Annotated in this window: 14 protein-coding genes and 1 other annotated feature; all 14 genes read left to right on the top strand. The window is 37.5% G+C overall.

Annotation, left to right across the window (positions count from 1 at the left end; all coding sequences use genetic code 11):
* Window positions 1-63: 63 nt before the first annotated feature.
* Window positions 64-783, top strand: coding sequence for a DUF881 domain-containing protein (locus MHB65_RS04750; RefSeq protein WP_243456034.1), 720 nt, complete (start codon window positions 64-66; stop codon window positions 781-783).
* A gap of 3 nt (window positions 784-786) precedes the next feature.
* A complete protein-coding gene (locus MHB65_RS04755) occupies window positions 787-1158 on the top strand; it encodes a small basic family protein (protein WP_004224852.1) in 372 nt (123 codons plus the stop codon).
* A 95-nt stretch (window positions 1159-1253) separates the two neighbouring features.
* Window positions 1254-2537: a cell division protein FtsA gene (ftsA, locus tag MHB65_RS04760; RefSeq protein ID WP_342442652.1), complete on the top strand. Its 1284-nt coding sequence runs from the start codon at window positions 1254-1256 to the stop codon at window positions 2535-2537.
* A gap of 53 nt (window positions 2538-2590) precedes the next feature.
* Window positions 2591-3748, top strand: a complete 1158-nt coding sequence (gene ftsZ, locus MHB65_RS04765; RefSeq protein WP_205441840.1) for a cell division protein FtsZ — start codon at window positions 2591-2593, stop codon at window positions 3746-3748.
* Window positions 3749-3930: 182 nt separating this feature from the next.
* Window positions 3931-4764 (top strand): sigma-E processing peptidase SpoIIGA, encoded by an 834-nt coding sequence (locus tag MHB65_RS04770; RefSeq protein WP_342442653.1) that lies wholly within the window; start codon window positions 3931-3933, stop codon window positions 4762-4764.
* Between the two features lie 13 nt (window positions 4765-4777).
* Window positions 4778-5485 carry an RNA polymerase sporulation sigma factor SigE gene (gene sigE, locus MHB65_RS04775; protein WP_009373518.1) on the top strand — a complete coding sequence of 236 codons (708 nt, stop codon included), beginning with the start codon at window positions 4778-4780 and terminating at the stop codon, window positions 5483-5485.
* A 114-nt stretch (window positions 5486-5599) separates the two neighbouring features.
* Window positions 5600-6373: an RNA polymerase sporulation sigma factor SigG gene (gene sigG, locus MHB65_RS04780; protein ID WP_004227313.1), complete on the top strand. Its 774-nt coding sequence runs from the start codon at window positions 5600-5602 to the stop codon at window positions 6371-6373.
* Between the two features lie 128 nt (window positions 6374-6501).
* Window positions 6502-6744 carry a YlmC/YmxH family sporulation protein gene (locus MHB65_RS04785; RefSeq protein ID WP_225340754.1) on the top strand — a complete coding sequence of 81 codons (243 nt, stop codon included), beginning with the start codon at window positions 6502-6504 and terminating at the stop codon, window positions 6742-6744.
* Window positions 6745-6863: 119 nt separating this feature from the next.
* Window positions 6864-7568, top strand: a complete 705-nt coding sequence (locus tag MHB65_RS04790) for a YggS family pyridoxal phosphate-dependent enzyme (RefSeq protein WP_342442654.1) — start codon at window positions 6864-6866, stop codon at window positions 7566-7568.
* Complete coding sequence (locus MHB65_RS04795; protein ID WP_205441846.1) at window positions 7552-8049, top strand: cell division protein SepF; 498 nt, start codon at window positions 7552-7554, stop codon at window positions 8047-8049. Before MHB65_RS04790 ends, MHB65_RS04795 begins: the two co-directional genes overlap by 17 nt.
* Window positions 8050-8069: 20 nt before the next feature.
* The gene (locus MHB65_RS04800; RefSeq protein ID WP_205441848.1) at window positions 8070-8351 is read left to right on the top strand and encodes a YggT family protein; all 282 of its coding nucleotides are present in this window, start codon (window positions 8070-8072) and stop codon (window positions 8349-8351) included.
* 199 nt (window positions 8352-8550) lie between these two features.
* Window positions 8551-9339: an RNA-binding protein gene (locus tag MHB65_RS04805; RefSeq protein WP_342442655.1), complete on the top strand. Its 789-nt coding sequence runs from the start codon at window positions 8551-8553 to the stop codon at window positions 9337-9339.
* Window positions 9340-9434: 95 nt separating this feature from the next.
* The gene (locus MHB65_RS04810; protein WP_131521621.1) at window positions 9435-9959 is read left to right on the top strand and encodes a DivIVA domain-containing protein; all 525 of its coding nucleotides are present in this window, start codon (window positions 9435-9437) and stop codon (window positions 9957-9959) included.
* 96 nt (window positions 9960-10055) lie between these two features.
* Window positions 10056-10280 (top strand) — a binding site (T-box leader).
* 112 nt (window positions 10281-10392) lie between these two features.
* Window positions 10393-13161, top strand: coding sequence for an isoleucine--tRNA ligase (ileS, locus tag MHB65_RS04815; protein ID WP_342442656.1), 2769 nt, complete (start codon window positions 10393-10395; stop codon window positions 13159-13161).
* The last annotated feature ends 96 nt before the right edge of the window (window positions 13162-13257 follow it).

Here is a 13257-nt window from a genome sequence, read left to right on the forward strand (position 1 = left end):
GATATAGATTACAATTTAAAATCGTATTCTGAGGGGCATACGATACGTCTAGGAGGGGCTATTTTGAAAAGAAATATGTACACCCGAATAACGATCGTGCTATTTATTATCGGTTTGATGATAGCGGTACAATACAATACCATACAAAAACCAGCTGAGCGAGATACACGAGATATTTGGGCAATAAGAGAGGAATTAGCACAAGAAAAGCAAAGACATTCCGCATTACTGGCAGAAATTCGCTCACTTCATGAAGTAGTGGATCGCTATGAGCAATCTGAAAAAGTAAATCAGCAAGCAGCCTTAAATGAAACATTAAATCGTTTAAAGTTGCAAGCAGGATTAACAGAAGTTATTGGACCAGGTGTCGTACTTCGTGTTGAACCTGCACCTGAATTGATTGAAATGGGCTATGAAATTAAAGAAATTTCACCCGATTTGTTAACTCAATTATTAAATACCCTTTTTAAGAACGATGCTACTAGTGTCGCAATCGATGGTAATCGTGTAGTACAAACGACTGCCATACGGGATATAAATGGTAAGACAACAGTAAACAGTATACCACTGTCTTCACCTTCTTTTGAGCTATTTGTTGGGACAAGCAATTATAAAGCAGCACAAAAAATGTATAATTCATTGCAGGCCTCAACATTTATAGACTCATTTTATTTAGACAATTTTAATTTAGTAATTGAAGAACCAAATGAACAGTTACTAATTCCAGCATTTGATCAGCCGTTGACAAATGATTATTTAGCAGAGGTAAAAAAAGGAGATTAATATATGTGGCTACCATTTTTAGGTTTGATATTTGGACTTGCCCTTGGCTTGTTAACAAATATACAAATCCCCTCTATGTATGAAAATTATCTGTCAATAGCTGTTTTAGCAGCTTTAGATACATTATTTGGAGGTATTCGTGCTCAATTACAGCAAGTTTACGATGATAAAGTTTTTGTATCAGGATTCTTTTTTAATATAGTTCTAGCAGCAGGATTAGCTTTTATAGGAGTGAATTTGGGGATAGATTTGTATTTAGCAGCCATTTTCGCTTTTGGAGTACGTTTATTCCAAAATATAGCAATAATTAGGCGGATATTACTAACTCGGTTAGATGAGAAACGTCACAAGCGAAAAAAAACTTCCATAGAATGAGAGAAAAATTGACCAAAATACTCGATTTGCTTAGACATTATGCCAAATTTACAATAGAATGAAAACAAGAGCATTTTTCAAGGAGGTGCAGCGAATTGAATCATCAAGATTTATACATTTCCCTTGATATTGGGTCCTCCTCTGTCAAGGTATTAATAGGTGAAATGAGTGACGGGCAATTACATGTAATTGGCGTCGGAAATGTAAAGTCGAATGGAGTTCGAAAAGGTGCAATTGTTGATATTGATGCAACAGTACAATCTATTCGAAAAGCAATAGAACAGGCTGAACGTATGACAGGTTATCAAATCCATGAAGTCGTTTTAGGCGTTCCAGCTAACCAGACGATGTTACAGCTAGTTAAAGGTGTTGTCGCTGTAAATAGTGAAAATAGAGAAATTACAGATGATGATTTAGACAGAGTGGTAGAATCTGCACAAGTCATGTCAATACCTCCTGAACGTGAATTAGTTAACATCATTCCAAGACAGTTTATTGTAGACAACCTTGATGAAATAAAAGATCCTCGTGGTATGATTGGCATCCGTCTAGAAATGGATGCAACAATGATAACAACATCCAAAACGCTTTTACACAATGTTCTTCGCTGTGTCGAGCGAGCGGGTTTAAGTATACGAGAAATATATTTGCAACCATTAGCATCAGGCTACTTTGCATTAACAGAAGATGAAAAAAACCAAGGAACTGCCTTTATTGACTTAGGTGGCGGATCTACAACAATCACAGTATTTGAAGAGGGATTATTAACGCATACGGGTGTCATACCAGTTGGTGGTGATCATATAACGAAAGATATTTCAATCGTTTTAAAAACACCAACAGAACAAGCAGAACAAATTAAACACCAGTTTGGACATGCCTTCTATGATGACGCTTCTGATGACGAGCTCTTTGAAGTGCCTGTCGTAGGTACAGATTCTACTGATCAGTACAGCCAACGCTATATATCGGAGATTATCGGTGCTAGATTAGAAGAATTACTAGAGTTAGTTATTGATGAATTAGCACGTTTAGGTGTTAGAGATTTACCAGGTGGAGTTGTTTTAACTGGTGGTGTTGCAAAGCTTGAGGGGATTGCCCAATTAGCACGTCAAATTCTACAAACGCGTGTTAGAATCTATACACCCGATTATATCGGTGTTAGAGAGCCTTCATTTGCGACGGCAGTTGGACTTATTCGTTACGCCTATTTAGAAGATGATTTTTACGGTAAAAGTACGAATACGCAGCCTGTTGAATATGCAGTTGTAGGGGCTCAATCAGCTATAAGCAAAAAGCAAGAGTATTCTGCACCTTCAGAACCAAAAGAAAGCGTAATTGGGAGAGCAAAAAAATTATTTGATAAGTTTTTTGATTAACTAGAATGCGTAATGAATGATACAGAGTCGAGTTACCGTGGGAGGAAAAAGATATGTTAGAATTTGATACAAGTGTTGATGAACTTGCAGTAATAAAGGTCATAGGTGTTGGTGGCGGCGGTAACAACGCTGTCAATCGAATGATAGAACATGGTGTACAAGGTGTTGACTTTATCGCGGTTAACACGGATGCACAGGCATTAAATTTATCCAAAGCGGAAGTGAGGCTACAAATTGGGGCTAAATTAACGCGTGGATTAGGTGCAGGTGCAAATCCTGAAGTAGGAAAAAAAGCTGCAGAAGAGAGCAGAGAACAGCTAGAAGAGGTTTTACGAGGTGCAGATATGGTATTCGTGACTGCTGGTATGGGCGGTGGAACGGGTACTGGTGCAGCACCAGTGATTGCACAAATTGCACGTGAATTGGGAGCTCTTACAGTAGGTGTTGTAACACGTCCATTCACTTTTGAAGGTCGTAAGCGTCAAACACAAGCAATCGGTGGAATTGGCGGTATGAAAGAATCTGTGGACACACTGATTGTGATACCAAACGACAAGCTATTACAAATAGTTGATAAATCAACGCCAATGTTAGAAGCCTTTAGAGAAGCCGATAATGTTTTACGTCAAGGTGTACAAGGTATTTCAGATTTAATTGCTACACCTGGTCTTATTAACTTAGACTTTGCAGACGTGAAAACGATTATGTCTAACAAAGGTTCAGCCTTAATGGGAATTGGTATCGCAACAGGCGAAAACCGAGCTTCTGAAGCGGCGAAGAAAGCTATCTCAAGTCCATTGCTTGAATCATCCATTGATGGCGCTAAAGGTGTTCTTATGAACATCACAGGTGGTTCAAATCTTAGCTTATTTGAAGTACAAGAAGCGGCAGATATCGTAGCTTCAGCGTCAGATGAAGAGGTAAATATGATTTTCGGTTCTGTCATTAATGAAAATCTTAAAGATGAAATCATTGTTACGGTCATTGCGACAGGCTTCACAGAGGAAGCTTTACAGCAACAACGCCCTACAGCAAAACCGACACTTAACATGAACAGACAATCTGCTCCACAGCAACAAGCACCAATTCGTGAACAACGACAAGAAATGCATGTTCAACATGAGCAGCCACGTCAAAATCAGCAAAATTATGCACAGGATGACATGCTTGAGGTTCCTGCATTTTTACGTAACCGCAAAAATCGTGGTTAACTAACTTCTAAAAAGCTCGTATTTTACATATGTAAAATACGAGCTTTTTATATTGGCTGTCATGATGTTCAAATGTGTAAGGAAACCATGTTTTTTGTCAAAACATTTTTAGGAAATGATGCGATTGTTTGACAATATTTGTGGGAGTAACGTGCTAACTTTGTAAGTAGGAGGCGGCTGTTATGTATGGAGAATGGCTGGTGCTCATTAATACGCTTTTTAATCTAGCGATACTCACGTTTACGGCAAGAGTAACAGGAGTCCTTGTAAAAAATTCAAGATTATTAATGAGTTCTATTTGTAGTAGTTTTGTAGCTGTCATTGGCGGTCAAATGCTGTGGACGACAATTCTTAGTTTTATATTGTTAATTGGTATAGCGTTTCACTTCAAGATTCGAAGCTTTCAGAAGCAAGGACCGATTGTATTAACAGCAACGATCGTTATTGGCGGATTGTTAACAGCTCTACAACCTTTTTTAAAAAATCTTTCTGCCACCCATTTCATTATGATTTGCTTTTTGCTTGCCGTTTTAAATCTTGTTGCATTTTATAAGCAATGGGGTTTTGTAAAGTTAGAACGCTTAAGTGGTCAATTTGTATTTGATACAACTTTAACAATCTTTGGGGCAAAGATACCACTTTCGGCCTTTGTAGACACAGGAAATCAAGCCATTGAGCCATTATCAGGAAAACCGGTTCATTTCGTTTCCTATACTGCTTTGAGGCCACATTTACCTTCAGCGTTCCGGGAATCATTAATGGAATGGCAAGAAACAGATCCGTACAATGTATCTATGTTTTCAGAAGATTATCAGCGTTATATACGATTTATTCATGTCAATACCGTACAACAGCAAACCGTTGTCCTTGGTTTTCGCTTTGATGAGTGGCATATAAAGGGGGAGCCATCGCAAGTGAAAATGAATGAATATATCGTTTTAACCAAAAAAGCTAAAAATTTTCCACATAGCACAGCAGCAATTTTACATTTTTCAGCGCTTTCAAATAACTCATAGAGGGGGAGAACTATTGCTTCTTAGGCTACTTGCTAGCTTGAAAAAATTATGGAGTAAGTTTCGGAGTCGTGAAACGTACTATATAGGGGGAAATGATTCATTGCCAGTGCCATTAAGTCGAGAAGAAGAAGTTACAGTCATTGCATCCTTTATGAACGGTGATTTACGAGCTAGAGACACACTAATTGAACGTAATTTACGTCTTGTTGTTTATATTGCTAGACGTTTTGATAATACGGGAACGCCAATTGAAGATTTAATTAGCATTGGCTCCATTGGCTTAATAAAGGCGATTGAGACGTTCAATACGGATAAAAATATTAAGCTAGCAACATACGCATCACGCTGCATTGAAAATGAAATTTTAATGCATTTACGAAAAACAAGTCGTATGAAGGGTGAAGTTTCCTTAGATGAGCCACTAAACTCTGATGCGGATGGAAATGAATTATTACTGTCAGATATTTTAGGAACAGAAGAGCATATTATTCTAGACAATGTGGAGAAGAAAATTGAACGTCAGCACATGTTTCATGCTATTAATTTACTAGGTGCGCGTGAACGATATATTATGGAATGTCGCTTTGGTCTCAATGGAAAAGTTGAAATGACACAAAAAGAAGTGGCAGATCATTTAGGCATATCGCAATCATATATTTCCCGTTTAGAAAAGAAAATTATTCAAGATTTACGTGAAAATTTAAATCAGCCAATTTCGTAGAAAGGGAAATTTAACCTACCTAAAATTGGTCGCAGCTTTTTTGCATATTCTTGTTTCTCTCGGACAAACTGATGTCACGGTTTAGTCAGAGAATAACATCCGGAGGAATCGAATATGCGAACAAAAGTAGATCTTTGCGGCTTAGATACATCGACTTTGCCAATTCTAAAGCACGAGGAAATGAAGGAACTCTTCATCCGGTTACAAGCTGGAGAAACTGAGATTAGAGAAGAGCTTGTCATGTGCAATTTAAGGTTAGTGCTTAGTATTGTCGGGAGATTTGCCTATAGAGGTGAACAGGCAGATGATTTATTTCAAGTGGGCTGTATTGGCCTCATGAAAGCCATTGATCATTTTGATTTAAAGCATAATGTACGATTTTCGACATATGCTGTACCAATGATTATTGGTGAAATTCGTCGCCATCTGCGTGATCATCATGCATTGCGTGTATCTCGCTCTCTAAGAGATATAGCTTATAAGGCAATGCAGGCAAAAGAGCAATGGATAACCGATAATTTGCGTGAACCAACGATTGAAGAAATTGCTGAGATGATTGACATGAAAAAGGAAGATGTTTTATTTGCTTTAGATGCCATTCAAGATCCAGTTTCATTACAAGAGCCCATTTATTCAGATGGCGGAGATGCTGTTTATATGATGGACCAATTACGAGATGATGATGTATCTGAGGATCAATGGGTTGCCTATGTGTCGGTAAAGGAAAGCTTGCAAAAGCTAGATGAACGTCAGCAAATGATCGTTGCCAAACGATTTTATTATGGAGAGACCCAAACTGAAATTGCCAAAGAACTTGGGATTTCTCAAGCACAAATTTCACGTCTTGAAAAAAATGCAATTGAAACAATGCAAAAAGATTACAAATAAAAAAATGCGCATCGTATTATTCGGTGCGCATTTTATCTTCATTCAATCAACAAGTGATACATAAATATATAGTAACAGCAAAGTTTGATGGTAGAAATGAATGTACGAAAGTAAACAATAGAGGAGGTATGTCATTGCGTTTTTCGATGTTACAACAAAAAGAAGTCATTGAAGCAGGAAATGGACGATTTATAGGCTTTGTGATAGATGCCGAAGTATCAAAAGAAACGGGCTATGTGACAGCATTTTTAATTGCAGAGCCTCGCAAATATCTTGGTTTTTTTAAAGGCGAAGAGTCTGTGAGAAAAGTCTATATGAAGGATGTGCTTGTCGTTGGCAAGGATGTCATTTTAGTCAAAGCACTTTCCTAAAACATATGGTCAATAAAATTGTGAGGATTGTAAGCTGACATAGGTCAGGCTATTCATTGATAAATCAAGCATTGCTTGTTACAATAAAAGAAACTATTGTTGTAAAGTTGGGAAAAACAGTGACAAAAATCTTAACAAATTTAAACAAACTAAATGATTTAATAACAGCAGCAGAAAAAAAAGGGAATCGTGAGGGCGATAAAGTCCAAATAATTGCGGTGACGAAGGAAGTTTCTGTTGAAAGAACGCAAGAAGCAATTGAAGCAGGACTCACTCATTTAGGTGAAAATAGACCAGAAGGTTTACATCGTAAAATTACTGAGATTCATGCTGATGTACACTGGCATTATATTGGGTCGCTTCAAACACGTAAAGTAAAACAAGTGATTAACAGCATTGATTATTTACACTCCTTAGATCGTTTGAGTTTGGCAGAAGAAATTGAAAAAAGAGCAGATCAACCTGTTAAATGTTTTGTACAAGTAAATGTTTCTGGCGAAGATTCAAAACATGGTTTAACTATCGAAGAAGTTTTGCCTTTTGTAGAAGCCTTAAAAGGTTTTACAAAGATTCAAGTTGTAGGTTTAATGACAATGGCACCAAACACCGAAAACGAAGCAATCATTCGCTCTGTTTTCAAGCAATTAAAACAATGTCAACAGCAAATAGCCGAGCAAGGATTCGCACACGCACCTTGTACCGAGTTATCAATGGGCATGTCTAATGACTTTGAAATTGCGGTAGAGGAAGGGGCTACTTTTGTTCGAGTCGGAACGGCTCTTGTTGGAAATGAAAGAGGGGAACAGGATGAGCATGAAAAATAAGATTAAAAACTTCTTTTACCTTGAAGAAGAATTAGAAGAAGAAATCACGCAAGCTCCTATTCAGCAACAACAACCCATACAACAACAGCAACCGATTCATTCAGTAAAGCCTAAAAAAATGATGAAAGAACGTAAAGCACCTATTCATGAAATTGTGCCACAAAGTTCAGCAACTCCTAATAACATTGTCAGTTTGCAGGCAGCTATGAGTTCTAAGGGAGCAAAAGTTGTTTTAATAGAACCCAGAGTTTATGCAGAAGCACAGGATATCGCAGAGCATTTAAAAAATAAGCGTGCAACAATCGTTAATTTACAACGTATTGAACGAGAACAAGGTAAACGCATTATTGATTTTTTAAGTGGCACAGTCTATGCTCTTGCTGGTGATATTCAACGTATCGGTAAGGATATTTTCCTGTGTACGCCAGATAATGTAGAAGTGACTGGTGAAATTACAAACTTTATTTTAGACGATAATTAATAGCGAGGATTGTAGTTTATATGACTTTTCTTTTAATACTTAGTTATGTATCATTAGCATTTAAGATTTATTCATTTATGCTAATTGCATATATCTTAATGTCTTGGGTGCCTGCCGCTCAAAATTCAGCCATTGGTCGAATGCTTGAAAAAGTATGTGAGCCATATTTAGGGATTTTTAGGAAGTTTATTCCGCCGCTTGGTATGATTGATATTTCTCCAATTGTGGCCATCTTTATGCTGAATTTTATAGAAAGAGGGCTTTATATAGTCATTCAGAAAATATATTTTATGTTCGCTTAGAAGTAAATCCTCACGTTTTAGTGGGGATTTTTTATTTATTTTGATGCAACACGAAGTATCAAGTAAAAAAGAATTACTCCGCTACTAAAGCGACTAATAAAAAATTTTTAAAACAATGATGTCCAAACGTCATTAATTGGGAATACTAAGTTTCCAACTAACAAAGCAAAACGGAACTAGTGAAAGAGGAGACAACAAGATGGAACACTTAATCCAGCATTTTCGAAAAGAAGAACAACCCTTTATTGAACAGGTAATAAGTTGGCAACGTGAGGTGGAAGATCGTTATGCGCCTAAGCTGACAGATTTTCTTGATCCAAGACAACGTTTTATTGTGACCTCTATTATCGGGCAGGATGATACGCTGAAAACGGCATGCACAGGTTTATTTGATGGAGCAGAAAGGCAGCGTATGCTCATTTTTCCTACTTACTATGAAGCGACAGAAGAAGACTTTCAGTTGGTGGCATTTACGATTCAATATCCTGTGAAATTTGTTCAATTACGACATCCTGATGTTTTAGGTGCATTGCTATCATTAGGTTTAAACCGTGGTAAATTTGGTGATATTCGAGTTAATGATTACCAGGTGCAATTCATTGTAGCTCAGGAGGTAGCAGAATATGTTCGTTTACATTTAACGGGTATTGGTAAAGTAAAGGTGCATATTGAGTCTTTAAAAGAAGCGGATTCCCTTATTGTAAATGAGGAAGAATGGTTGGAGGAATCTCATACGGTATCTTCGATGCGTTTAGATGTAATTATTGCGACTGTCTTAAATGTATCACGCCAAAAAGCTCAAGCTTTCATTACTGGGAAAAAAGTACGTGTTAATTGGACAGAACGAGACACAGTTGCTTTTGAATTACAAGAGGGAGATATTTTATCGATACGAGGAAGTGGTCGTGTGAAAATTATTATGACTGAAGGCCGAACAAAAAAAGATAAAATCCGTCTACAAGTCGGTCGATTGGCCCAAAAAAGCTGAAAGTGAAGTAAATTTCATTAATTTTTACTGCTAAGTTGTCGGAACAATTGTATAATAGGAATTACGAATGTACATGTAAAGGAGAGAAGGATTGTATGCCATTATCACCTATTGATATACATAATAAGGAGTTTACAAAAGCCTTCAGAGGCTATGCTGAAGATGAAGTAAATGAATTTTTAGATCAGATTATTAAAGACTATGAAATTCTGCTTCGTGAAAAAAAAGAAGTTGATAAACAATTAGAGATGGCCTTAGAACAAGCGAGACATTTTAACTCCTTAGAAGAAACTTTGCAGAAGTCTATTGTCGTTGCACAAGAAGCGGCTGATGAAGTGCGAAGAAACTCTCAAAAAGAGGCGAAGCTCATTGTAAAAGAAGCTGAAAAAAATGCTGATCGAATTGTCAATGAAGCTTTGACGAAGGCTCGTAAGGTGACGATTGAAATTGATGAGCTTAAAAAGCAATCTAAGGTATTCCGTAATCGTTTCAAGATGCTTGTAGAAGCACAGCTTGATTTACTTAATGCAGATGACTGGGATCATTTGCTGCAATATGATATTGATTTAACAGAAATTCAAGCATCTGTTGAGGAAGCACAGGATTCTGAAGATATTTAACTTTTCTTTTTAATTGTTGCAATTGACAAATGAAACTTGACGCGATTGTTTGAATTTCATATACTTTGTAATAGTAATTATTTTGAACAGATATGCATAAAAGCAGAGACGAAGACAGTATTTGTTAGGCGTTGTTAAGCGATTTGGGGACAGTGAGAGCCCAAACATACAACTAGCATTGAACATCACTTCTGAGCTAAATAACTGAAAAAAGTAGGTTATTTCGTGATGCACGACGTTAAATGTGCTTTTAAGAGGTAGTGCAATTTTTTTGTGCTACAAGTAGGGTGGTACCGCGAGTAGAAGCTTCTCGTCCCTTAGTGGGATTGAGGGCTTTTTTTGTTTGTTCCCGAATCGTTTTAGATAAGTTTGCCAATAACTGTCGTATGAGAAGAATGTCTACCTGTTTATGTAAAATAAAGGAGGAATTTTAATGGTTGAATACAAAGATACTTTATTAATGCCAAAAACAGATTTCCCAATGCGTGGAAACTTACCGGCAAATGAGCCAAAAATGCAAGAAAAATGGAATGCTATGGATATTAACAAATTACAAATGGAGCGTACGGAAGATCGCCCAGAATTTGTTCTACATGATGGCCCTCCATATGCCAATGGTGATATCCACATCGGCCATGCTTTAAATAAAGTATTGAAGGATATGATTACACGTCATCGTTCTATGACTGGCTACCATGTAAATTATATTCCAGGTTGGGATACACATGGTTTACCAATTGAGCAAGCATTGACGAACAAAGGTGTAAAGCGTAAAGAAATGTCAGTAGCAGCATTCCGCCAACTTTGTGAAGAGTATGCGTATGAGCAAATTGACAATCAACGTACACAATTCCGTCGATTAGGCATTCGTGGGGATTGGGAAAATCCTTATATTACGTTGAAGCCTGAGTTTGAAGCACGTCAAATTGAAGTATTTGGTAAAATGGCCGAAAAAGGTTATATCTATAAAGGATTAAAACCAGTTTATTGGTCACCATCTTCTGAATCTGCTCTAGCGGAAGCTGAAATTGAATATAAGGATATCAAATCACCGTCCATTTATGTAAGCTTTGCTATTAAGGATGCAAAAGGTGTTGTACCAGCAGACGCAAAATTTATTATTTGGACAACAACACCTTGGACATTACCAGCAAACTTAGGGATTTCTTTGAATCCTGAATTTGTCTATGTCGTAGTAGCGGTGGCTAATAAAAAATTCATCATCGCCAAAGAATTATTAGAGTCAGTGGCAAATACGCTTGGATGGGAAGACTATGAGGTTGTACAGGAAGTAAAAGGTGAGGCACTAGATCGTATTGTAGCACAGCATCCATTCTATGATCGTGAATCTCTTATTATGGTAGGCGAACACGTAACAGCTGAAGCGGGTACTGGTTGTGTTCATACAGCACCAGGACACGGGGAAGACGATTATCATATTGGTAAACAGTATGGTTTAGGTATTCTTAGCCCTCTTGATAATAGTGGATGTTATACAGATGAGGCACCAGGCTTTGAAGGCGTGTTTTATAATGATGCGAATAAACTAGTAACAGAAAAACTAAAAGAAGTAGAAGCGTTAGAAAAGCTTGATTTCTTTACGCACTCATACCCACATGACTGGCGTACGAAAAAGCCTGTTATTTATCGTGCGACACCTCAATGGTTTGCATCCGTTGAAGCATTCCGTGGAGAGTTATTAGAGGCTGTAAAAGCAACAGCATTTACACCAGCTTGGGGAGAAACGCGTCTTTATAATATGATTCGTGATCGTGGAGACTGGGTAATTTCACGTCAACGTGCTTGGGGTGTGCCGATTCCGATTTTCTATGCTGAAAATGGTGAACCAATTATTACACCTGAAACAATTAGTCATGTCTCAGCATTATTCCGTGAGCATGGATCAAATATTTGGTTCCAAAAAACAGCAAAAGAATTATTGCCAGAAGGCTTTACACATCCAGGAAGCCCGAACGGTGAATTCACAAAAGAAAATGATATTATGGACGTATGGTTCGATTCAGGTTCATCACACCAAGGTGTACTGGTAGAACGTGGCATGAAATATCCAGCTGATCTCTATTTAGAAGGCTCTGACCAACACCGTGGTTGGTTTAATTCATCTCTTATTACATCTGTAGCGATTAACGGCTATGCACCATATAAAGGACTTTTAACACATGGTTTCGTTCTTGATGGTGAAGGACGTAAAATGAGTAAATCTTTAGGGAATGTAATTATCCCACAAAAAGTAATGGATCAGTATGGCGCAGACATTCTTCGTTTATGGGTTGCTTCTGTTGACTATACAGCAGATGTGCGCATTTCTATGGATATGTTAAAGCAAGTATCTGAAGTGTATCGTAAAATTCGTAATACATTCCGTTTCTTACATGGTAATATTGCTGATTTCGATCCTAAGAAAGATCGTGTAGCTTATGCAGAGCTTCGTGAAATGGATCAATATGTGTATATGCGCTTACAAGATGTCTTAAAAACTGTACGTGCTGCATATGATCGCTATGATTTTGCTGCTGTCTATCATGTAGTCAATAATTTTGTTGCTGTAGAGTTATCTTCATTCTATCTGGATATTGCAAAAGACGTTGTCTATATTGAGGGTCATGACAATAAAGATCGTCGTGCGATGCAAACAGTTATTTATGATACATTAATGACATTGGTTAAAATCATGACACCAGTTATCCCACATACAACAGATGAAATGTGGTCTTACCTAAATGCTCAAGGTATTGTAGAAGAGGCTTCTGTTCAATTAACGGACTTCCCAGAGGTAGATGTTCAAGCGAATTTTGACAGCCTACGCACAAAATGGGAAAAAATTATTGATGTACGCGATGATATTTTAAAAGCATTAGAGGAAGCACGTAATGCGAAAACAATTGGTAAATCACTTGAAGCAAAAGTGACTGTCTATGCAAAAGAGGACATTGTCGCATTATTGAACGATGCCAACATTGACTTTGCACAACTTTCCATCGTTTCAGCTTTCGAGGTAGCTGCCATAGAAGAAGCGCCTGCTGAAGCTTTAGCACTTGAGCATGTTTCCATTGTTGTTGAGAAGGCGACAGGTGAGAAATGTGAGCGTTGCTGGTCAATTTCTGAAACAGTTGGTGCAAATGAGGCACAACCTACAGTATGCGCTCGCTGTGCAGAAGTTGTAGAAAAATATTACGTGTAATGCTATGAAAAATAAGAATCTGCATTCTCATGTAGATGATAAGCAAGTCTCCTTGATGGGGGCTTGCTTTTTTTCATGAGGTTTTTGCAGATTCTT

The sequence above is a fragment of the Lysinibacillus sp. FSL K6-0075 genome (genome assembly GCF_038592945.1).
Classification (GTDB): domain Bacteria; phylum Bacillota; class Bacilli; order Bacillales_A; family Planococcaceae; genus Lysinibacillus; species Lysinibacillus fusiformis_F.

Coding starts and splice junctions, on each gene's coding strand:
- MHB65_RS04800 (WP_205441848.1), top strand. CDS start 8,070: ATGACTTTTCTTTTAATACTTAGTTATGTATCATTAGCATTTAAGATT.
- MHB65_RS04785 (WP_225340754.1), top strand. CDS start 6,502: ATGTCATTGCGTTTTTCGATGTTACAACAAAAAGAAGTCATTGAAGCA.
- MHB65_RS04795 (WP_205441846.1), top strand. CDS start 7,552: ATGAGCATGAAAAATAAGATTAAAAACTTCTTTTACCTTGAAGAAGAA.
- MHB65_RS04770 (WP_342442653.1), top strand. CDS start 3,931: ATGTATGGAGAATGGCTGGTGCTCATTAATACGCTTTTTAATCTAGCG.
- MHB65_RS04810 (WP_131521621.1), top strand. CDS start 9,435: ATGCCATTATCACCTATTGATATACATAATAAGGAGTTTACAAAAGCC.
- MHB65_RS04755 (WP_004224852.1), top strand. CDS start 787: ATGTGGCTACCATTTTTAGGTTTGATATTTGGACTTGCCCTTGGCTTG.
- MHB65_RS04805 (WP_342442655.1), top strand. CDS start 8,551: ATGGAACACTTAATCCAGCATTTTCGAAAAGAAGAACAACCCTTTATT.
- ftsZ (WP_205441840.1), top strand. CDS start 2,591: ATGTTAGAATTTGATACAAGTGTTGATGAACTTGCAGTAATAAAGGTC.
- sigG (WP_004227313.1), top strand. CDS start 5,600: ATGCGAACAAAAGTAGATCTTTGCGGCTTAGATACATCGACTTTGCCA.
- ileS (WP_342442656.1), top strand. CDS start 10,393: ATGGTTGAATACAAAGATACTTTATTAATGCCAAAAACAGATTTCCCA.